Origin of the sequence: Mesorhizobium sp. M1A.F.Ca.ET.072.01.1.1 (assembly GCF_004023325.1) — a bacterium.
In the GTDB taxonomy this organism is placed as follows: domain Bacteria; phylum Pseudomonadota; class Alphaproteobacteria; order Rhizobiales; family Rhizobiaceae; genus Mesorhizobium.
The window spans coordinates 14,720-33,119 of the sequence record NZ_RZSF01000003.1; the positions used below are offsets into that span (position 1 = coordinate 14,720).

Genomic DNA, 18,400 nt, shown 5'->3' on the forward strand with positions numbered 1-18,400 from the left:
CAAATGAGCGCGTTCCGGCTATCCGACGCATTTTCGTTAAGCACTGGATTGTCGCCAGCCGAAGCGGCGGCATTCGTGCCGTCGAATTTGTTCCCGTCCAATCTCGCGACGATTGACCTTGATTACGTCAACGATCAATACGCGATCAACGGGACGCCGGGCGCTTATCTGCCGGATGGTTCGAACACCGACGACGGCCGGCTTTTGCGCGGTCAGATCGCACCGGCACAACCAAGCTATGTCGAGAAAGCGGACGGATCGCTAAAGACCTATACAAGCACGTTGGCGACGGTGCGGCGTTCCGACTTGTTCGGCATATATTGCGGCGTCGATATCACCAACGTTTGCTTGCAGTCTCGCAGCTTCAACAATGCGTCTTGGGCGGTCGTCGGTGCCAATGCACCGACGAAAAACCAGATCGGCCGTACCGGCGTTGCCAATTCCTGTTGCGAAGTCGTTTTGACCGCGACGACCGCAACGCTAACGATGGCGATAGCCTCGACGGATAGCACGGCGCGGGATCGCATCGGCTCAATCGAGTGGAAACAGACGTTTGGCAGCGGCGGTACTTGTTCCGTGTCGCTCGACGCTGGCGCATCGTTCCCGGCACAAACGACTAAGGCGATTGCCGGCGCGAACGCCCGCAGCTTCAAAAAGACGCGCTTTGATGCCGTCCAGAACATTGCCGGCCCGCAAACTCAAATCAAGCTGACAGGCTCGATTGGCGACAAGTTCGTTCTGGACTTTGCCGAATGCCTCGATACCGGCGCGACCAATCCCGCCGACGTTGTGCTTTACGAACAGCCGCCAATTCAAACAACGACCGCATCGTTTAAGGTGTGGCGGGATCGCCCGGCCGCAGCCGTTGCCGGCTACGCCGGCACGACGCAATCAAGCCCGATGGCGCTTTTCGAGCGTGACCAAGCGGTGCAAGTTCATTATTTCGAGTTTTGGCAGCGGCGCGACGGTGCGCTAGTGGCGTCATCGGCCGGCTTGCAAGTAAGCTCCAATCAGACGGCCGGCTGTACCGCGTTCGGGCTGAAAACCTTCAACGGCGGCGCGGGCGTCAAGCCTGTTTACACGACCGATTTGCGCTCACCGATCCGCAACAAACTTTTGATCGGCCAAAAGGCAACGGAAGCGTTCTTGTGTCTCAATGGCACGATGGTAACGGGCGCGGGCGGATCGTCGGTGAGCGCAAGCGATCACTTTGACGAAAACACCAACGGCAACGGCGATAGTCGCATTTGCGGCGGCAGCTTCCGACGTTGGATGGGGACCGACTATGACCACGCGAAAGCATCGGCCGTAGCGTTCACGTCATGACCCAACCCCGAAACGCGAGCGGGTAATCTCGCGCAAAAAACGGAAAGGACGATACCATGACGACCAAAGTTACCGTTGATGCACATGCCGGTTGGCCCGTTCACGTCACGACCATTGATCAAGTTTATGATCATGAAGCGCAAAAAATGACGGACGAATGGCGAGAAACCGGAAAAGATACCGTTCCGGCAAATGAAAAGCGTGATTTCTATGTCACGTCTTCGCGTCGTCTCATTGTCGAGGAAGGCAACCGCGACTAACACCAACCCCGAAACGCGAGCGGGTAATCTTGCGCAAAACCCTTGCCGTTCGTTCGGATGACGACGGCGCATAGCGGTCGGATGGCCGCATTGAAAGTAACACTATGAAAACCCTCATGATCGCCGCAGCCGCGACGTTCGCCAATCTCTACCCGATCGCGTTCGATACCGGTAAGGCCGGTTGGAAGCTCGACAAAGACGGTAAGATTGAAATGCGCGACGGCAACCCGATCTATCTCGATAGCAGCGGCAACGAAACCGCTATCGAAGGCGGCACGATTTCGCGCCTCAACGCCGAAGCCAAGAACCATCGCGAGGCGAAGGAACGCGCCGAAGCCGACTTGAACAAATTCAAGGACGCGGCCGGCAAGCTGATCGATCCGACAACGGCGTTGAAGGCAATCGAGACGGTCGGCAAGCTCGACGCGAAAAAGCTTATCGATAGCGGCGAAGTGGACAAGCTCAAAGAACAGATCAAGGGCGAGTTGACCGCACAGTTGACCGAAAAGGACAACAAGATAAAGGAACAAGCCGGCGTTATCGACACGATGACCTTGAACGCGGCGTTTTCGTCGTCCAAGTTCATTCAGGATCGCATCGCAGTCCCGGCCGACATGTTCCGCTCGACGTTCTCGAAACACTTCAAAGTTGAAGATGGCAAGGTTGTTCCGTATGGCGCGGACGGCAATAAAATCTTGTCGTCAAACCCGAACAACTTTGGCAACCCGGCTGATCTGGACGAAGCGTTGGAAAAGATCGTTGATACCTACGCGGGCAAAGACGCGATCCTGAAAGCGCCCAACGCGTCCGGTTCTGGCAATGGCGGCGGCGGTGGCGGTCGCGGCAATGGCCGCTTTATCAAGCGCGCCGATTTCGAAAAGCTTTCGCCGGCCGAACAGTCTTCGACATCGCAGCAAGCGGCAAAAGGTGAAATCTCGATTGTCGATTAAAATCCGTCGCTTCGCCGCCTTGGCGACGTGATCGCCCGCCCGCCGCTGTTGATGGGTTGCAGCGGCGGGCGGTTGTGTTTCAAAGCTCCAAATCTCTTTCTGTTTCTTCAACGACTTGGCGAACCTTGGTCATAAGATCGTCAAGAGAACTGGACAACTCGATTGCGGTAATCACGTACTTGAATGCGTCAAGGCGTCCATTAATGCGGTTAACGTGATCGGTTTTCAGTCTCGATTGCAATTCTTTGATTTCGTCGCGGTACTTGGCGCATTCCGCAACATAATCAGCTTTGGATTTTGTAAATCGCCGCCTTTTCATTAGTCGCTGCTCCGATGAAGAAAAAGACACGTTGTTATGGTTGTCGCATATGTTGCTGTGGTCGTCAATATGAAAATTGCGATGAACGGAATAAATTTGCGACTGCCGCCCGTGATTATCCCCAAATTTGCCGCTTGACGCCTTGACCAACAAGGCGAACAGCGTTAATTCTTCGCGCAACTCGCTATATTTAGCGAACCTTGCCGTACCGGTTGGATGATCGGCGGCGCTCCGGGTTGGATGACCTAGCAATTTTCATCACGAATTGCGCGTCCAGTCTTTGCGATGCGCGCCAGAAACCGAAGGCAAAAACCATGCTTCGCAAGCGTCTTTTGATGGCGTCCGCGCTTTCCGCGCCGGCCATTCTCAACATTCTTCCTTCCGCCAACGCGAACACGCTTACCGCGCTCATTCCCGACATTTACGCGGCGCTCGACGTGGTTTCGCGCGAGTTGGTCGGCTTCATTCCGTCCGCGCTTCGTGCGCCGTCCGTCGAGCGCGCCGCGCTTGGGCAAGACGTGAACATTCCGACGATGGGTGTGCAGACTGCGGTCAACATCACGCCGGCAATGCAGGTTCCGGAGCCGCCCGACAATACTTGGCAGACCGGCCAAATGAAGCTCACCAAGGCCCGCGCCGTTCCGTTCGGCTTTACGGGCGAGGAACAGCGTTCGTTGAACACTGGCGGTCCCGGCTATCTGTCGGCTCGCGGCATGGTCGTTGCGCAAGCGCTGCGGACGCTCACCAACGAGATTGAGCTTGATCTTGCCGTTGAGGCGGCTGCGAACGCCTCGCGCGCCTACGGTACTCCCGGCACCACGCCGTTTACTGGCGACCAGATTGAAGACCTTGCGCAGATCAAGAAAATTCTTGACGACAACGGCGCGCCGAAGTCGTTCCGCTCGGCTGTTCTCAACACGTCGGCAGCGGCCAAGCTGATCACGGTCAAGAACCTTTCCCGCGTCAACGAAGCCGGTTCGCAGATGACGTTGCGGCAGGGCGAATTGCTCGACATCTTCGGCATGTCGGTCAAGGATACCGGGCAGGCGGTCAATCACGTCAAGGGAACCGGCGCGGGTGCCACGACCAACGCGGCCGGCTATGCGGTCGGCGCAACGGTCATTACGCTTGCCGCTGCCGGCACCGGCACGATCCTTGCCGGCGACGTGATCACCTTTGCCGGCGACGCCAACAAGTACGTCGTTGTTCCGACTGGCGGCGACGCCGACGTTTCGAACGCCGGCACGATCACCATTGCCGCGCCCGGTCTGCGGCAGGCGATCCCGGCAGCGGCGACCGCGATTACGGTTGCGAATTCCTACGCTGCCAACGTCGGTTTCTCGATGAACGCGCTTGCGGTCGCAATGCGTCCCCCGGCAATTCCGGAGGAAGGCGACTTGGCCGTTGACCGTATGCTGATCACCGATCCGCGTTCGGGCGTTAGCTTCGAATTTGCGATCTATCTTGGTTACAAGAAAGTTCGCTATGAGGTTTCGCTGGTCTGGGGCGTCAAGGCGATCAAGCCCGAACACATTGCGCTGTTGCTCGGCTAATTCGTCGCGCCGGCAAAGGTAGATAACCCGAACCGGGCGGCGCAATCCGCCCGGTTTTTTCTTAAGAACAACAAAAGAGCTTCATAGGGCGTTTGGGCAGATGAGCGAGGAAAACAACATGCCGATCACGCTCGAAAAAGCGAGATTAAATTTGTGGAACGTCGTCGGTTTCGCAGTCGGAATTGCCGTTACGGCGTTCGGTTGGGGTATCACATATAATTCCGTGGTAACTGCCAACGCTGCGGCTGCAAAAGATATCGCCAGCTTGCGCGACGACGTGAAGGACATTCAACTGCAAATGCCGCAGATTGCGCAATTGCAGTTCCAAGTTACGGCCAACGCGCAACAGATCGCGCAAAACAAAGCCGCCGCAGACGAACAAATCAAAGCCGCCAATGCGCGAATGGATAGGTTCGTTGAGACGGTCGGCGGCAAAATGGATTTGATGACCGATAGCTTGAACAAGCTTGTAACGCGCGTCGAGGTTCTTTCAAACCGGGTTGGTGATAACGGCGGCAACGCCGATCCGAAGCGGACGCGGTTCATGCTGCCCATAACGAAACCATGAAAGGAAACCCAAATATGAAATTCGCTGCTTTACTCGCGCCCGTATCGTTGCCGGTCGCATTCATGTCAACAATGCCGCCGCTCGAAACCGTGACCATCGTCACCGACAACGGCCCGGTTCGTATCAACAAGTCGGACTATGACGCCGCGCCCGACCAGTACAAGCTTGCCGACGAAACGCCGGCCGCTGCGGTCGATCCCGTCGCGTTGCGTGATGATGGACCGACGATTGCCGAATACGTCGCCGCTGGCTATCCGGCGTCGAAGTATCCGCCGCAAGGCTACGCGTCGAAAAGCACAGACGAAGAAATCGCCGCTGCGGTAGCCAAGGAAACCGCCGACAAGACCGACCTAGCCGGTTCGATGTCGTCTGCCGCGTCCGGAGCCGCCGCGCCGCAGCTTATGGTGTCGAAGGAAGGCCGGAAGTTCTTTGTCGTTGATCCGGCCGGCGTCAAGGTCGAGCGCGACGGCATCGAAAGCAAGGGCTACGCGGCCGAACAGGATGCTTGGAACGCGATCCTAGCGCTGCCGCGCTGATCGACGCCGGGACGCTCTGTTGATGCCGCCAAGGCTCGAAATCTTGGCGGCATTTTCCGTAAAACTAGCGAAAGGTTCGATCATGGCTGATTTTTACGGTACGGCGGCGGGCTTTCGAGCTTACCACATTGCGCGAGGCAACGACGTTCCGGCCGAAGCTGCGGACGATGACACGGTGAACGAATGGCTTTTGGTCGCGTCCGAATGGCTCGACGGTCGTTACCGGCCGTCGTTTCCCGGTCTTAAGGTCGGTATGCGTGACCAGTTGCGGGAATGGCCGCGCAACTCGGCGTTCGATATTTACATGTATCTTGTACCGTCAACGTCGGTTCCGCGCGAGGTCGAGAATGCGACGTATGAAGCGGCGTTGCGTCAAGGTCAAAAGGCCGGCGCGTTGTCGGTCGATTACACGCCGGCCAAATATAAGCGCGCTGCGGTTGATGGTGCGGTGAGCGTCGAATATGCCGGCTTTAACTCGGCGTTCGATGCGCAAACGCAAATCCCGATCATCGATCAAATCTTGTTCCCGATCTTGACCGGAACGGGCAACGTTTCGGCTTTGAGCGGTTCAACGGTGCGGGCATGAAAAACCCGGCCGTATCGCTACGGCCGGGTGAGTTAGACGCAATGGGTTGCGGCGCGTCTTGGGAGTTACTTCGTCCGGAAGACCAGAACGGACGAACCTTCAAGCGGCGTACCCTTGATCTTGGCGGCAAGATCGCCGTCAACGTCATAGGCGACGAAAGCCTTGATCTGTTCGGTTTCCGGTTCCTTGGTCGGAACCTTGGTCACGGTGCCATCGGGCGCGGTGATGTCCTTGGTCTTGTAAACGACGTTGCCGGCGTCGTCCTTAACCGGGCGGTGGTTGGCTTCCTTGCGGTTCTGATTGGAAACGATGCTGGAAAGCTGCTTAGCGGTCTTGTTCTTCACGCCGAACGCCTGACCGGCTTCGATGGTGTCGAAGGGATAAGGCGACTTCGAGCCGCGATTGGAATTCGACTTACCTTCCGGCACCGCGAGCGAATACACGCCGGTAATCGCCGGATCGACGCGCTTGCCGGCAGCGGCGGGTGCTGCGGCTGCGGCCGGTGCGGTCTTCGGATTGCTGGCGAATGCGACGGCGGCGACATTGGCGGAAAGTGATGCGGTCTTGAACATATGGGTTCCTCGCTTTCTGTTGACAAACTGTTGCACTGGTAAAAACCAATGGTCGAGATAGATAAAACGGCGCATAAAATGCGTCAAGTTAAATTTTCGACAAGCAGGGGTGAAAAATGACGCTGTATGACGATATGCAAGCTGTCGCGTCCGGATTGCTTGCGGAATTCAATCAAGGATCGATTGCATATGTGCGGGTCACGCCGGGCAATGGACCGGCCGACAATCCCGGCCCGGCCGTCGAAAGCCCGTTTGCGCTGGACGCCACGGCGCGAGGCGTGAAATTCAAATATGTGCAAAACGGGTTGGCGCTCGCGACCGACGAACAGATTACGGCGGCGGTTCATCCGGCCTTAGCCGCTGATTTTACAGCACAAACGGTTGTGCGCGGGTTTGTCACCATCGACGGGCAGCGCCGTAAAATCGTGCAGGCAATCGCCAAGCCATCGGCCGGGACGCCGGCCGCGTTCGTTCTGATCGTTAGAAAGTAAGCCGATGGCGTCGCCGCGTGAAATCCTCGACGCGCTGATTGATTTGTTTGTTCCCGACATTCGTTCCGCCTTCCTTGGTGCGATGCAAGATGTTGTGGATAACGCGATTATCAACGCCATGGTCAAGGCGATTGGCGAGGGTGATTTAGAAGCCGCGTTTAGAGCGCTCGGCTTTTCGGATGCGGCCATGCGGCCGATTACAGCCGCGATTGAACGCGCTTACGAACAAGGCGGCGTCATGACTGGCAAGACGTTTCCAAAGTTTCTCAACACGCCATCCGGTAAGGTCGTGTTCCGCTTTGACGTTCGCAACAGCCGCGCCGAAGCGTGGTTGCGCGATCATTCGTCATCGCTGATCACGCGGTTGACAGAAGACGCTCGCGCGGGCGTCCGCAATCTCTTGACGGAAGGAATGCAAGCCGGCCGCAACCCGCGATCCGTTGCGCTCGATATCGTCGGGCGGATCGATCCGCAGACCGGTCGCCGCGTCGGCGGCATCATCGGTTTGACGCAACAGCAAGAACGATGGTCGTCAAACGTTCGGCGCGAGTTGCAGGATTTGAGCGACAATTATTTTACGCGGGCATTGCGCGACAAGCGGTTTGACCGGATCGTTGCGAAAGCGATCCGCGAGGGAACGCCGCTCGACAACGCCACGGTTGAAAAGCTTGTTGGTCGTTACCGTGATAACGCGCTGCGGTATCGAGGCGAGACGATTGCGCGGACGGAAGCGGTGCAGTCGTTGAACCGGTCGGAATATGAGGCGCACCGGCAGGCAATCGATTTGGGCGCAATGAAGGAAAGCGCGGTCAAAAGAATTTGGGATAGCGTTGGCGATAACCGCGTTCGTTGGTCACATCGCAAGATGGAAGGTCAAGCGGTCGGAATGGACGAACCTTTCGTTTCGCCATCTGGCGCAAAGTTGCTCTTTCCGGGCGATACCAGCTTAGGCGCTGGCGGCGATGAAACGATTATGTGTCGTTGCCGGGTGCGTCTCAAGGTGTCGTGGTTGGATGACCTAGATTGATGGTCCATCCTTTGTGAATTCGACGCTTACGTTTAATTACAGCGGACAATGCGCTATCGGAAAGATTGTATCTCTTGCGAAGTTCGTAAGCGGTAGAAAATACGTCGCCGTGTTCATCGTGTTTGAAGTGATGAATTGTCTTGCTGGCGTTAGCTTGCCTCAACTTTTCTAGTTCGCTTTCAGACCGTACTCTGCCGCGAATGTTCATCCTTGCAATGACATCTTCCGGTATCTTCCTGCCGGAAAGAGTGTTGCGTATCTTTTCCCTCGTTTCTTGTGAAGGTTTCCGACCGATGCAAGAGGCGCTGATTTTGCGTTTATGGTCGTCGGATAAACGTTTCCCTTTGTCTCGCCCTTTCATCAAAAGGCTTAGTTTCTTTCTGGTTTCGGCGGAATGACCGGCACCGGAAACGCCGTCACCACCCGGCGAAATATTTGCCAGCCGATGCAAGCCGTGATGCCTTATCCAGAACTTTTCAAGTTCAACAGCGTGGTCTATGCTCAACCCGTCCGCAATGATCATAACTTGCGGCTTGCCATGCTTTTCGACAACCCGCTTCCACTTATGGTTTCTAGTTGAACATTGGAAGGCGCGCCGCTTCGTCCCGATACCGACGTAAAAGACACGTCCAGTATCGGGAGTTATGTGCAAGTAAACGCAACGGTCGGTTGTCATCAACCAACATTCAACATGATCGGCTGCGGATTGTTGCCGATCACGCTTACGATGATCTTTGCGCCGTTCTTGATCTTTTCGATTTCGTCGGGCGTCGGTTCCCATGCCGTATGCATCAAGTTCACGACTTCGCCGCTCGCCTTGTCGATAATCGTTTCGTCACGGACGGGCAAACCTAGATAGCCTTGCGACTTGCCGCAAACTCGGGTGCAACCTTCGATATGTGCGATTAGCATTGTTTCAATCCCATTTCAAAGTTATCGGAAGCGTGTTGGTGTCGATGATATGCGGCAAAAGTTCAAGCGGGTTGTCTTGATCAACGGCGTTCGTGCGAAGTTGCGGAATATAATATTCGTTCTTTCTGCATGGGTGATCATCGTCAAAAGCTTGCGAAATGTAGCCGCGCCAATCGCGGGTCAATCCGCACTGCGGCACGCAACCTTCTATCGCGTAAATCAGTCGGCGTCCGAACGATGGATGACCGAACGCAAACGTTACGTCCAGCAAGTTCAAGCGTTCGTGCGGTGCCTTCAACCGGACGGCGGTTTGATAGTGTTCCTTGGCGTCCCGGCGTCTCGCGCAATAGGTCGCGACGATTTCGCACCGATAGCCTTCGTGTTCGAGGCGGTCAACGATGCCGGCGATTAGCAGCGCGCGAAAGATCGCATTGCTTGCCGTGATCCCTGCCCACATGACCGTTTCCACGAACAGCGTAACGACCTTGTTGGCCGGTTGCGGCTCACGCTTAAGCATGTGCATGGGATTGCCGGCCAACAACCGCCCGACGTTGACCGATCCGCCCGCTAGGGCGTGTTTACGGCGCTTGGCGCGGGCTGGCGGCGCTGCTAGGCGTCGAGCCAGCCCGAAACCCTCCGTCCAGCCGTGGCGGGCGAGGCTGACAGCTTCGTCAAAGTCTGCCGTCCCGGTATAGTCTTCGTCGCCATGCCAACCCGCGTCGCACGTCCAGCCGTCGTTAACTGGACGCTGCAATGTCGAGACGTGAGCGACGAAAGCGGACATGGACGAAAAGCCGAAATAAACAATCGGGTTCTTGTCCTTGAAATGGTTCAAATAGGTTGCGTCGTCGCCAATGATCAACGTTGGCGCTCCGTTGCGCGGATAGCAGGCTTTAACGTCGTCTTCGTCATCGTCGGCAAGCCAAACGGAACGATAATGCTCGCGACGTTTGGCCGACAGCGATTGGAAGGGATTGGGCGTCGGTTCGTCGCCGCTCACCATGACCCCGACAAGCCCGCGTAGCGTGGCAAGCTGGCCCGGTGTGAGATAGTCGAATTGCCAGTTGTTGCCGGCCGGGTTCCATCGGCCGCGCATACCCTTAAGCGTCTCGCGATGCTGGAAGGTTTGACCGCTCGCAGTGATCACGTCACCGGCTCGCATTTGATCCCGTGGTTTTTGCCGCCGCAAGAGCAACGGCATTCGGAATGCTTGTAAGCGCCTTCACAACGCCAGTCGCAAACATGCGGGTCTTTGGTTGCGACAACTTTGACGGTGCGCAAAACCTTAAGCGGGCGAAGGTGTTCCCATGTCGTCAGCGCATGGGGCGCGCGTGGTAGATAGCCAATATGTACGCGGTCGGACCAATCGGCGCGTTCGATTGGGAATTTGTACGGATCGGCGTTCAATGCTACGAAATGATTTGCAGCCATGTATTGAACGCGGTCAAGCTCTTGCTCGCCGTTGAAATACTTAAGCGCCGCGCGTGGCATCAATCAATGCTCCAATGAATGTGCGCCTTGGACAACCGGCGAATATCGTCATCGTCAAGCTTAAGCGTGGCGTACATTGAGCCGGCAGCGATAACGTGAACCTCGCCAAGCTCGACACAAGCGCGGGTAAGATCGCCAATCAAAATACGGATATTCGTGAACATCGTTGCGCCCTTTCGGTTATCGGCAGGCGGTTTTGCTAGGGTCCGCGACTATGGTTAAGAGGCTGTCTAGTAGACTTCACCGCCTGCCGATGTTCGTTTGTCGCATAATTTTCGATGGTCGTCAACGTTTAATATTCGAAATATTCCGTCTTATGTTCAAAGCCGCGTTCCGCGCACCATTTAACGGCGTCGGCGTGATCGGCAAAATAATGCGTCTTGCCTTCGTGCCGAATGAACCATTGTTCGCTTTTTGGCACTCCCGGCACTTCCTCGACAATCTCAACTCTTGTGGTCATTCGCATTTCTCCCGGTCGCTTTTGCTCATTCCCTTAAACAAATAGATGTCTTCGCATTCGTCCCATGTCGCGACGTTGTGCGCGAGCGCATCCGCTCCAAAGATGATCGCGCGAGTTGAAACGACGTGGCGGATTTTCTTTTCGTTGACTTTCTTGCGAACGCCCCAAACACGCTCTAACCAACGTTGATTGCCGTTGCTTAGAAGCTGTTCAAGCGTCAAATCGTAATCGACGTTGAGCGTTGCGAACCGGTCGAGGCTCGCGGCGTCCAGTTCGTTGCGGCCAATATAGATGCGATCCGCGCCGCTGCCGTAGGTGTTGGCCGTCGCGACCATCCGGAAATCCGGATGACGATTGACCGGCGCGGGATTGTCGGGAAAGACCGCAAAGCCGTTGGCGAGCGCGGCATTGGCCGCAAGTAGGGCGCTGGCGTCCCAAGCGTCGATTTCGTCGGCAACCCAAACCCCGCCACCTTCGAAGGCGTTGCGGAACGGCGTCCGGTGGTAATGGCCGTACCCGTCAATGAAGCCGGTCAAATGGTGTTCTTCGTTGATCGTGCTGGTTATGTAGAACGGCAGATTAAGCGCGGTCGCCACGCTGCGGCCGATGCTGGTTTTGCCGCAGCCGGCCGGGCCGACCATCATTATAGGATGGCCGCGCGAGGCGATCTTGATAATCTTTTCAGTCATGTAGTGGACCGGCCCGTTTAGGACGGTCGAGCCGGTCGGGCTTGATATCTCGATACGGCGCGGGATCATCACAAGCCGCGCAACCCGTTCCGCGACTGTTTCAATGTGAAGATTGTCTATTTCTTCCTTGCAAAGCAGGCGGATAATCTCGGTGTTCCATCCCGGAACTTGAACGGCCCGCATGATCCGGACGAACATTTCGTTTAGGCTGTTGTCGTTGCCGGCTCGCGCGTGGTATAAATTCGCCAATTGGACGGGCGTCATTACAGCCACGTCAACAGGATTTTTGCCTACGGCCTTGGCCCATTCGCGCAAAAGCGATATGTTTTCGGTCGAGACAATGAAGGTTGCCGGATCGCCAAGGGCGTTTTCTAGCTTTTCAATCGGTTTCATATGCCGCCCATGTGAAATTTGCGTTTAGTTTTAATCGCGCCACCATCGCAAATCAAGCGGGAATTTTACCGGCATGTCAAAAAACTTTGAGGCGCAAGTAGACGAATTTATCACCAAGACGGACAAGCGGATGACCGCGCTTGCTCGCGAAAGCATTCAACGAACAATCGACATTGCACAGACGCCGGTTGCCAAGGGCGGTCGAATGCGTGTCGATACCGGCTTTCTGCGGGCGTCCGGGCAAGCGTCGCTCAACGGTGTGCCAACCGGCCCGGTTCGTCCGGAAGCGGGAAAAACGTACAGCTACAATGAAAACTCGGTGATTGCCGCACTGTCAAAGCTGCGGTTCGGCGCAAATTTCTTTTTCGGCTGGACAGCGAATTACGCGAAGTACCGCGAGGCATATGACGGTTTTCTTGAAGGCGCGTTGCAGCGCTGGCAACAGACGGTCAACGAAGTCGTTGCGGAAATCAAAGCAAGGATCAAATAGCATGTCGGAACGTGAAATCTTGGAAGCGCTGCAAACGGCAACTCGCGCTGCGGTCGAGGCTTGCCCGCCGCCGTCCAATGCGCTGCCGATCAAATATCTTGGTCGCACGTTCGTTATTCCCGATGATCAAAAGTGGTTGGAATTGGTGCATTTGCCCAACAACATAACCGGCGAATTTTGGGGATCGTCGAAGACATATAGGGGAACGTTGCGTCTGATTTTGCACTGGCCGAACAATGATCAAGGCGTTTACTCGCCAATCGACATAATCGAGCAAATCGGTTCGTTCTTCGCAAAGGGAAAATCGTTGCAATCCGGTCAATCCGTTGTGAAAATTGACGAAAATCCGGATTATTTCGGGTCAATCGAGACTGGAACCGAAACGGTTTTTGTACTAACAGTGCGGTATCAGAGTTTCGCAGCGGAATAATCAGATTTTGAAAGGCTTTTCGACAATGCGTCGCAAACTTTTACTCGCATCCGTCGCCGCTGTTGCGGCGCTTTTTCACCCCGTCGCCTTCGCCAATTCGAACGCCGGTTCGAAGCTGTACATTTCACCGACGCCGCAGCCCAACGAAATGGCAAAAGCCGATTTCGAGGCAATCACCGATTGGATTTTGATCAAGGCGCTTGGCAACCACGGCGAAGCCGGTTCATCGACCAACTTCAACAACTATGATACATGGGATATCAGCGTTATTCAGAAGTCGAAAGGCTTGACCGACGCCGGCACTCCCGACATCGAGGTTGCGCGCGTTCCGACCGATCCGGGCCAGAAAGCCGTCCGCGCCGCAGCGAAGACCAATTTCAACTACGCTTTCAAAATGGTGCGCAACGACGCAACGTCGGTCGGCGGAACCGGCACGATCATTTACAATCGTGGTCTTGTCGCCGGTCCAAAGCGCCCGTTCGGCCGCAACGAAGATTTCGACATTGAAGTTTTTACCATCGGTTACAATCAGGAAGAAATCGTTGTTGATCCGACGACGGTTGGCGTTGCACCGACGAACACGGTTGTTCCGGCGATCACCGGGACGGCGGAAGTTGGCGAAGACCTTACCGCTTCGACCGGCACGTTTACCGGCGATGCCGTCATTACCTACGCTTATCAGTGGTTCGCGGGCGGCGTGGCAATCGTCGGCGCGACGACCAACACACTTTCCCTGACTTCCGATCAACTCGGTAAGATCATTACGGTACGCGTCGCCGCGACCAACGCCAGCGGTTCCGCTATGGCATTCTCGGCACCGACGACGGCAGTCATTGCCTAATCGACCGGGCGGCGCGAATGCCGCCCGTCCACTTTGACCAAACCCAAAACCCTCGAAAGCATTGTTATGGACATTTCAGGCATTCAGCCCGGCGAACGCTTTATCGAAATCACGCATCCCGGCAACGGTCGCAACATCGGCGTCCGCGTTTCTATCATGTCGATCAATGACGAACGCATGAAGCCGCTGAAAAAGCAGATCACCAACGAACGGCTGCGGCTCGAAGCGCGCGGCAAGAACTTCAAGGCCGACGACATCGAAGACAACGCCAACGAATTGACGTTCAAGGCGATGACCGGTTGGCAATGGTATAAGATCAACGCCGATGGCAAGGAAGACGAAAAGGGCGAACAGGCGACGTTTAACGGCAAGGTTCCCGACTTCAACCGCGCCAGCGTTATTTCAGTCTTTACCAAGTTGCCATGGCTTCGCAATCAGATTGACGAAGCTATTTCGGAAGAAAAAGATTTTTTTACGGCTTCCGCGCCGAACTGATCGAGGCGGTTTACGTCTTTGTTCGCTATGAAATGGAAGATGAAAATGGCGAGACAAGACGGAAGCGGAACGAAAAGTTCGATACCTACGCGCCGCCGCTAGTTGTCCCGCTTGCCGGGTTGTATTTGTGGCGATGGTTTTTCCAAATTTCCGAAGGTTGTCAGCGTATCAAAGACGGTGTTTGCGTCCCGATCCCGCCAAGTGAATATATCGCTTGGCGGGCTGTAACCGGCGAAGTGTTGGAACATTGGGAATTCGATATTTTGCGCGCGATGGACGCGAAATATTGCGCGGAAATGAACATTGAACTTGAAGCTTACCGCGAGCGTCAACGCGAAAAGCAGAAAGTTGAAGCCGACCGGGCCGCGCAAGCGGCAAAGAAAGGGCGGCGCGGAAAGTAGCCTAAATGGCCGATATTGCCGAAATCGGTTTCAAAGCTGACACGTCGGAATTGAAGGATGCGAAGGCTTCGCTAGAAGCGCTCGCGCCCGCCGCGTCCAAAGCGGCGAAAGCATCCGATCAAGTCAACAACTCGCTATCGCAGACCGGCACGGCGGCACAGAAAGCAGCGGCCGGCGTGACCAAGACGACCACGGCGACCGCGACCGCTGCAACCGGCATGTCGCGGCAGGCTACGGCGGCGACGCAAGCGGCTGCGGCTACCAGCACGGCCGGCACCGCTTCACAGGCTGCGGCGGCTGGCGTGACCAATCTTGGCAACGCGGCCGACACGGCATCCGGCAAGCTTAAGCGGATGCAAAACGCGACCAATCAGAATTCCGCTTCGCTCGGCGCGATGAAAGCCAACACCGCGAACATTGCGGCACAGTTCCAAGATATCGGCGTGACGGCGGCAATGGGCATGAACCCGTTGCAGATCGCATTGCAACAGGGAACGCAATTAGCGAGCGTCTTTGCCGCCATGAAGCCGGCCGAAGCGGTCAAGGCGCTTGGCGCGGCGTTCGGATCGCTGTTAGGCGTCGTCTCGCTCGCTACGCTCGGCATAGTCGCCTTTATCGCGGCAATCGTCCAAATGGTGAATTGGGCGAAGCTCGCTAAAGACGCGTTGAACACCTTTGCCGACATTCTGCCGACGATTGCGCCCTATCTGGTCTTGATCGGCGGCGCGATGCTGATTGCATTCGGCCCGGCGATCCTTGGCGCAATCTCGGCTGTTTCCGGTGCCGTCCTAAGCTTGACCGCGTACCTTGTCGGGCTTGCCATCGGCTTTGCTGCGGCCAACCCGGCGACGGCGTTCATTCTCGGCTTTGCGCTTGTGCTGGCGGCGTTGAATATCTTCCGGGACGAATTCACTCAATATTTCGGCTTCGATATCGTCAAGCTGATCAAAGACACGGCAAATTATATCGTCGGAACGTTCGTCGGTGCATACCACGCGCTTGTTGCGACATGGGACAAGCTGCCGGCCGCGTTCGGTGACTTGGCCGTTCAAGCCGGCAACGCGCTTATCAGCGGGATTGAAAGCGCGCTCAATTACGTTGCAAACGCGGTTGGCAAGTTCTGGAACCAAATTTCTGAAATGACCGGTGGCGCAATCGGTCAAGCCAAAATGGACGCGTTCACGCTGCCGCGCATTGAAAACCCGAATGCTGGCGCTGCGGCCGGCGTCGCGGACGATATTTCGAAGATCGTCAAGGATGCGCAAGGCGTCGATTACGTCGGGCAGGCTGTAACGGTCATCGGTAATGCAGCGTCCGGTGCGGCCGACAAGGTGCGCAAGCTCGCGGATGCGATCAAGCTTACCGACGACGCGAAATCAAAGAAACATCGCGGCAAAACGGACGCGGAAAAGTTTTCCGATATCGTTACGGGTGCCGAAAACGAGATTGCGAAGCTGCAAGCCGAACGTGACGCGCTCGGCTTGACGGCCGAAGCGGCTGCGGAATTGAAGTATCAGACGCAATTGCTCAACGAAGCGCGTCAAAAGGGTATCGACCTAACGCCGCAACAGCGCGAGCAACTTATGGGCTTGGCCCATGATATGGCGTCGCTCGAAATCCAGATCAAGAACACGCGCGAGGCAATGGATTTCGCGAAAGACCTTACGAAAGGGTTTTTCGAGGATTTCGCGCAAGGGATCGAAAACGGTGAAAGCCTTTGGCAAGCGTTCGGTGACGCTGCTTTGAACGTGTTGAACAAGATCATTGACAAGCTGCTTAACGAATTGGTTGACGCGCTGTTTCAAGTCAATTCCGCGTCCGGTTCGGGCGGCGGCTTTTGGGATATTCTCGGCGGTCTTTTCGGCGGCGGTTCGGGCGGCGGCTTGGGTAATCTGTTCGGCCTTGGCTTCATGGATAGCTTCGCCAAGGGCGGCGCGTTCGGCGCTGCAAACGACAACGTTCAACGGTTCGCCAAGGGCGGCTCATTCGCCGGCAAGATCGCCAACCGCTCGACGCTCTTTAGCTTCGCCAACGGCACCGCGCTTGGGGAAATGGGCGAGGCGGGACCGGAAGGCATCTTGCCGCTTAAGCGCATGGGCAACGGCGATCTAGGCGTTTCTGCGGTCATGCCGGCCAACCCGAACGGCGGCGCTGGCGGGCCGCGTATGCCGTCCGAAGTCAACGTTAACGTGCGCGGCGCGAACGGCGACAAGCAGATTAAGGAAATGGTTCGCCAAGGCGTCGAGGAAGGTATCAGCCAATACGATACCGCCGTGCTGCCAATCCGCGTCAATGAAATCGGTTCCGATCCTAGGGTTAGATAATGGCCGCTTTGACGTTCCCTTATTCGCTCGCGAACTTTGCCGATCTGTTGAAGATCGAAAGCATCAAATGGTTCATGCAGCGCAACGACCAAATCGACGGGCTGGAAAACGGGCAAATCCTCGCGGCCGAAGTTGCGCCGCCGTTGCGTACCGGAACGGTGAACATTCGCGGTCTGACCTATGACGAAGACCGCAAAATATCGGCGCTGATTGAAGCGCTCGACGGCTCGATAAATGCGTTCATGCTGTACGGCCCGCCAGCGCTCTATCCGATGGCCGATCCGGGCGGCGTGATCCTTGGCGCGAACGTCGTCACGATCCTTTCGCTGAATGCGAACAACAAGCAGATCACGTTGACCGGTTTGCCGATTGGTTACACGCTTTCGGCCGGTGATTTCGTTCAATTCCCGTTCGGGCCGGGCGGCGTTCTAAACGCATATCACCGGATCGTCCAAGGTGCTGTTGCGAATGGCGCGGGACAAGCCGAGATCGAGTTGCGCCCGCATGTGTACGCCGGCACGTCAACCGGCGTTACCGTCACGCTGAAAAAGCCGGCCGCTCGCGTCAAGATGATCCCCGGCAGCTATGACAGCGGGCTTGTACGCGGTCAGCACGTCGAAGGGAAGAAATTCGACGTGATCGAAAGTTTCAACTAATGCGTTCCGATGTTGACGCTCAAACCATCGCTTATCTCAATGCGCGCAAAGGCATCATCACGCGGCGCTTTGTATGGATGATCGGCAAGGATCGCACGACCGGCGCGGAAGTGTCGGGCGGCTTTTCCAATTGGGAATTCAACGTTGATGCCGAAGTGATTTCGGGTCAAACGCGTTTGCCGGTAGTCCGAACCTATGTCGGTTTGGGATCGCTGATCGACGTCGATGACATCGCGCTTGTTTCGGATTTGAGCATTCAAACCGTCCGGATCAAGCTTTCTCAAACCAACGCGTCGGTCAACAATATGATCCGTGGCTATGACGCGCGAAACGCCAAGGTCGAAATTCATTACGGCTTGCTCGACTTGGACACGCGCAAGCTTGTCGCCCGGCCGCTGCCGCATTTCGTCGGGATCGTCAACAAAGCGCCGGTCACGCGACCAAAGACCGGTAGCAGCGGCGGCGTTGCGCTCGAATGCGTGTCTAGGACGCGCGAGCTAACAATCATCAACCCGGCCAAGAAATCGGACGAAACGCAAAAGCTTCGCAGCGGTGATCGGCTGCGGCAATACTCCGGTGTTGCCGGTAGCTGGTCGATCTATTGGGGCGAGAAAAAGCAGGATCAATAAA

At 56.2% G+C, this 18,400-nt stretch carries 26 protein-coding genes; 17 read left to right on the forward strand and 9 right to left on the reverse strand.

Annotated features, from left to right (window positions below):
- Positions 1–3: 3 nt before the first annotated feature.
- From EOA32_RS00845 to EOA32_RS00855, 3 genes are all read left to right on the forward strand, one after another.
- The gene (locus tag EOA32_RS00845; protein WP_128370558.1) at positions 4–1,326 is read left to right on the forward strand and encodes a hypothetical protein; all 1,323 of its coding nucleotides are present in this window, start codon (positions 4–6) and stop codon (positions 1,324–1,326) included.
- 56 nt (positions 1,327–1,382) lie between these two features.
- A complete protein-coding gene (locus EOA32_RS00850) occupies positions 1,383–1,586 on the forward strand; it encodes a hypothetical protein (RefSeq protein WP_128370559.1) in 204 nt (67 codons plus the stop codon).
- 116 nt (positions 1,587–1,702) lie between these two features.
- On the forward strand, positions 1,703–2,536 hold the full coding sequence (locus EOA32_RS00855; protein ID WP_128370560.1) for a DUF6651 domain-containing protein: 834 nt from the start codon (positions 1,703–1,705) through the stop codon (positions 2,534–2,536).
- A gap of 79 nt (positions 2,537–2,615) precedes the next feature.
- Here the strand turns inward: EOA32_RS00855 and EOA32_RS00860 are convergent, their stop codons facing one another.
- On the reverse strand, positions 2,616–3,107 hold the full coding sequence (locus tag EOA32_RS00860; RefSeq protein ID WP_128370561.1) for a hypothetical protein: 492 nt from the start codon (positions 3,105–3,107) through the stop codon (positions 2,616–2,618).
- A 62-nt stretch (positions 3,108–3,169) separates the two neighbouring features.
- On the opposite strand from EOA32_RS00860, the gene EOA32_RS00865 reads away from it, so the two are divergent.
- The 4 genes from EOA32_RS00865 to EOA32_RS00880 all read left to right on the forward strand — a co-directional run bounded on the left by EOA32_RS00865 (position 3,170) and on the right by EOA32_RS00880 (position 6,098).
- A complete protein-coding gene (locus EOA32_RS00865) occupies positions 3,170–4,408 on the forward strand; it encodes a P22 phage major capsid protein family protein (protein WP_210214795.1) in 1,239 nt (412 codons plus the stop codon).
- Positions 4,409–4,526: 118 nt separating this feature from the next.
- Entirely contained in the window at positions 4,527–4,976 is a 450-nt protein-coding gene (locus EOA32_RS00870; RefSeq protein ID WP_128370562.1) for a hypothetical protein, read from the forward strand.
- 62 nt (positions 4,977–5,038) lie between these two features.
- Positions 5,039–5,512, forward strand: a complete 474-nt coding sequence (locus EOA32_RS00875) for a hypothetical protein (protein WP_128370563.1) — start codon at positions 5,039–5,041, stop codon at positions 5,510–5,512.
- A 22-nt stretch (positions 5,513–5,534) separates the two neighbouring features.
- On the forward strand, positions 5,535–6,098 hold the full coding sequence (locus EOA32_RS00880) for a DnaT-like ssDNA-binding protein (protein ID WP_128370564.1): 564 nt from the start codon (positions 5,535–5,537) through the stop codon (positions 6,096–6,098).
- A 65-nt stretch (positions 6,099–6,163) separates the two neighbouring features.
- On the opposite strand, the gene EOA32_RS00885 is transcribed toward EOA32_RS00880, so the two are convergent.
- Positions 6,164–6,670 carry a hypothetical protein gene (locus EOA32_RS00885; protein WP_128370565.1) on the reverse strand — a complete coding sequence of 169 codons (507 nt, stop codon included), beginning with the start codon at positions 6,668–6,670 and terminating at the stop codon, positions 6,164–6,166.
- Positions 6,671–6,786: 116 nt separating this feature from the next.
- On the opposite strand from EOA32_RS00885, the gene EOA32_RS00890 reads away from it, so the two are divergent.
- Entirely contained in the window at positions 6,787–7,161 is a 375-nt protein-coding gene (locus EOA32_RS00890) for a hypothetical protein (RefSeq protein WP_128370566.1), read from the forward strand.
- A gap of 4 nt (positions 7,162–7,165) precedes the next feature.
- A complete protein-coding gene (locus EOA32_RS00895) occupies positions 7,166–8,188 on the forward strand; it encodes a phage minor head protein (protein ID WP_128370567.1) in 1,023 nt (340 codons plus the stop codon).
- Here the strand turns inward: EOA32_RS00895 and EOA32_RS00900 are convergent.
- The 7 genes from EOA32_RS00900 to EOA32_RS00920 form a co-directional block, all read right to left on the reverse strand.
- Complete coding sequence (locus EOA32_RS00900) at positions 8,157–8,864, reverse strand: NUMOD3 domain-containing DNA-binding protein (RefSeq protein ID WP_189406791.1); 708 nt, start codon at positions 8,862–8,864, stop codon at positions 8,157–8,159. The genes EOA32_RS00895 and EOA32_RS00900 overlap by 32 nt on opposite strands.
- Positions 8,864–9,100: a hypothetical protein gene (locus EOA32_RS00905; protein WP_128370569.1), complete on the reverse strand. Its 237-nt coding sequence runs from the start codon at positions 9,098–9,100 to the stop codon at positions 8,864–8,866. Before EOA32_RS00905 ends, EOA32_RS00900 begins: the two co-directional genes overlap by 1 nt.
- A 4-nt stretch (positions 9,101–9,104) precedes the next feature.
- Positions 9,105–10,247, reverse strand: a complete 1,143-nt coding sequence (locus EOA32_RS00910) for a hypothetical protein (protein ID WP_128370570.1) — start codon at positions 10,245–10,247, stop codon at positions 9,105–9,107.
- Positions 10,244–10,591, reverse strand: a complete 348-nt coding sequence (locus EOA32_RS00915) for a hypothetical protein (protein ID WP_128370571.1) — start codon at positions 10,589–10,591, stop codon at positions 10,244–10,246. The genes EOA32_RS00910 and EOA32_RS00915 overlap by 4 nt, the downstream gene beginning before the upstream one ends.
- The gene (locus tag EOA32_RS38285; RefSeq protein WP_189406793.1) at positions 10,591–10,755 is read right to left on the reverse strand and encodes a hypothetical protein; all 165 of its coding nucleotides are present in this window, start codon (positions 10,753–10,755) and stop codon (positions 10,591–10,593) included. The genes EOA32_RS00915 and EOA32_RS38285 overlap by 1 nt, the downstream gene beginning before the upstream one ends.
- A 128-nt stretch (positions 10,756–10,883) precedes the next feature.
- Positions 10,884–11,051 carry a hypothetical protein gene (locus tag EOA32_RS38290; RefSeq protein WP_189406795.1) on the reverse strand — a complete coding sequence of 56 codons (168 nt, stop codon included), beginning with the start codon at positions 11,049–11,051 and terminating at the stop codon, positions 10,884–10,886.
- On the reverse strand, positions 11,048–12,133 hold the full coding sequence (locus EOA32_RS00920) for an AAA family ATPase (protein WP_128370572.1): 1,086 nt from the start codon (positions 12,131–12,133) through the stop codon (positions 11,048–11,050). The genes EOA32_RS38290 and EOA32_RS00920 overlap by 4 nt, the downstream gene beginning before the upstream one ends.
- Positions 12,134–12,206: 73 nt before the next feature.
- Between EOA32_RS00920 and EOA32_RS00925 the strand changes: the two genes are divergently transcribed.
- The 8 genes from EOA32_RS00925 (at position 12,207) to EOA32_RS00960 (ending at position 18,399) form a co-directional block, all read left to right on the forward strand.
- Entirely contained in the window at positions 12,207–12,623 is a 417-nt protein-coding gene (locus EOA32_RS00925) for a hypothetical protein (protein ID WP_210214796.1), read from the forward strand.
- A gap of 1 nt (position 12,624) precedes the next feature.
- Positions 12,625–13,053 (forward strand): phage tail terminator-like protein, encoded by a 429-nt coding sequence (locus EOA32_RS00930; RefSeq protein ID WP_189406798.1) that lies wholly within the window; start codon positions 12,625–12,627, stop codon positions 13,051–13,053.
- A gap of 25 nt (positions 13,054–13,078) precedes the next feature.
- Positions 13,079–13,894, forward strand: a complete 816-nt coding sequence (locus EOA32_RS38295) for a hypothetical protein (protein ID WP_189406800.1) — start codon at positions 13,079–13,081, stop codon at positions 13,892–13,894.
- A gap of 66 nt (positions 13,895–13,960) precedes the next feature.
- Positions 13,961–14,389, forward strand: coding sequence for a hypothetical protein (locus tag EOA32_RS00940; RefSeq protein ID WP_128370574.1), 429 nt, complete (start codon positions 13,961–13,963; stop codon positions 14,387–14,389).
- Between the two features lie 32 nt (positions 14,390–14,421).
- Positions 14,422–14,790 (forward strand): hypothetical protein, encoded by a 369-nt coding sequence (locus tag EOA32_RS00945; RefSeq protein ID WP_128370575.1) that lies wholly within the window; start codon positions 14,422–14,424, stop codon positions 14,788–14,790.
- A 5-nt stretch (positions 14,791–14,795) separates the two neighbouring features.
- A complete protein-coding gene (locus EOA32_RS00950) occupies positions 14,796–17,114 on the forward strand; it encodes a phage tail length tape measure family protein (RefSeq protein WP_128370576.1) in 2,319 nt (772 codons plus the stop codon).
- Positions 17,114–17,770 carry a hypothetical protein gene (locus EOA32_RS00955; protein ID WP_128370577.1) on the forward strand — a complete coding sequence of 219 codons (657 nt, stop codon included), beginning with the start codon at positions 17,114–17,116 and terminating at the stop codon, positions 17,768–17,770. The genes EOA32_RS00950 and EOA32_RS00955 overlap by 1 nt, the downstream gene beginning before the upstream one ends.
- 110 nt (positions 17,771–17,880) lie before the next feature.
- Positions 17,881–18,399, forward strand: a complete 519-nt coding sequence (locus EOA32_RS00960) for a hypothetical protein (RefSeq protein ID WP_128370578.1) — start codon at positions 17,881–17,883, stop codon at positions 18,397–18,399.
- Position 18,400 lies beyond the last annotated feature (1 nt).

Excerpts from the sequence above, each read along its gene's own strand:
- EOA32_RS38285 (WP_189406793.1), bottom strand. The coding sequence starts at position 10,755 with ATGTTCACGAATATCCGTATTTTGATTGGCGATCTTACCCGCGCTTGT.
- EOA32_RS00915 (WP_128370571.1), bottom strand. The coding sequence starts at position 10,591 with ATGCCACGCGCGGCGCTTAAGTATTTCAACGGCGAGCAAGAGCTTGAC.
- EOA32_RS00870 (WP_128370562.1), top strand. The coding sequence starts at position 4,527 with ATGCCGATCACGCTCGAAAAAGCGAGATTAAATTTGTGGAACGTCGTC.
- EOA32_RS00955 (WP_128370577.1), top strand. The coding sequence starts at position 17,114 with ATGGCCGCTTTGACGTTCCCTTATTCGCTCGCGAACTTTGCCGATCTG.
- EOA32_RS00855 (WP_128370560.1), top strand. The coding sequence starts at position 1,703 with ATGATCGCCGCAGCCGCGACGTTCGCCAATCTCTACCCGATCGCGTTC.
- EOA32_RS00880 (WP_128370564.1), top strand. The coding sequence starts at position 5,535 with ATGCCGCCAAGGCTCGAAATCTTGGCGGCATTTTCCGTAAAACTAGCG.
- EOA32_RS00885 (WP_128370565.1), bottom strand. The coding sequence starts at position 6,670 with ATGTTCAAGACCGCATCACTTTCCGCCAATGTCGCCGCCGTCGCATTC.
- EOA32_RS00925 (WP_210214796.1), top strand. The coding sequence starts at position 12,207 with ATGTCAAAAAACTTTGAGGCGCAAGTAGACGAATTTATCACCAAGACG.
- EOA32_RS00875 (WP_128370563.1), top strand. The coding sequence starts at position 5,039 with ATGTCAACAATGCCGCCGCTCGAAACCGTGACCATCGTCACCGACAAC.
- EOA32_RS38290 (WP_189406795.1), bottom strand. The coding sequence starts at position 11,051 with ATGACCACAAGAGTTGAGATTGTCGAGGAAGTGCCGGGAGTGCCAAAA.
- EOA32_RS00865 (WP_210214795.1), top strand. The coding sequence starts at position 3,170 with ATGCTTCGCAAGCGTCTTTTGATGGCGTCCGCGCTTTCCGCGCCGGCC.
- EOA32_RS00900 (WP_189406791.1), bottom strand. The coding sequence starts at position 8,864 with ATGACAACCGACCGTTGCGTTTACTTGCACATAACTCCCGATACTGGA.
- EOA32_RS00950 (WP_128370576.1), top strand. The coding sequence starts at position 14,796 with ATGGCCGATATTGCCGAAATCGGTTTCAAAGCTGACACGTCGGAATTG.
- EOA32_RS00920 (WP_128370572.1), bottom strand. The coding sequence starts at position 12,133 with ATGAAACCGATTGAAAAGCTAGAAAACGCCCTTGGCGATCCGGCAACC.
- EOA32_RS38295 (WP_189406800.1), top strand. The coding sequence starts at position 13,079 with ATGCGTCGCAAACTTTTACTCGCATCCGTCGCCGCTGTTGCGGCGCTT.
- EOA32_RS00930 (WP_189406798.1), top strand. The coding sequence starts at position 12,625 with ATGTCGGAACGTGAAATCTTGGAAGCGCTGCAAACGGCAACTCGCGCT.
- EOA32_RS00905 (WP_128370569.1), bottom strand. The coding sequence starts at position 9,100 with ATGCTAATCGCACATATCGAAGGTTGCACCCGAGTTTGCGGCAAGTCG.
- EOA32_RS00890 (WP_128370566.1), top strand. The coding sequence starts at position 6,787 with ATGACGCTGTATGACGATATGCAAGCTGTCGCGTCCGGATTGCTTGCG.
- EOA32_RS00940 (WP_128370574.1), top strand. The coding sequence starts at position 13,961 with ATGGACATTTCAGGCATTCAGCCCGGCGAACGCTTTATCGAAATCACG.
- EOA32_RS00945 (WP_128370575.1), top strand. The coding sequence starts at position 14,422 with ATGGAAGATGAAAATGGCGAGACAAGACGGAAGCGGAACGAAAAGTTC.
- EOA32_RS00895 (WP_128370567.1), top strand. The coding sequence starts at position 7,166 with ATGGCGTCGCCGCGTGAAATCCTCGACGCGCTGATTGATTTGTTTGTT.
- EOA32_RS00850 (WP_128370559.1), top strand. The coding sequence starts at position 1,383 with ATGACGACCAAAGTTACCGTTGATGCACATGCCGGTTGGCCCGTTCAC.
- EOA32_RS00845 (WP_128370558.1), top strand. The coding sequence starts at position 4 with ATGAGCGCGTTCCGGCTATCCGACGCATTTTCGTTAAGCACTGGATTG.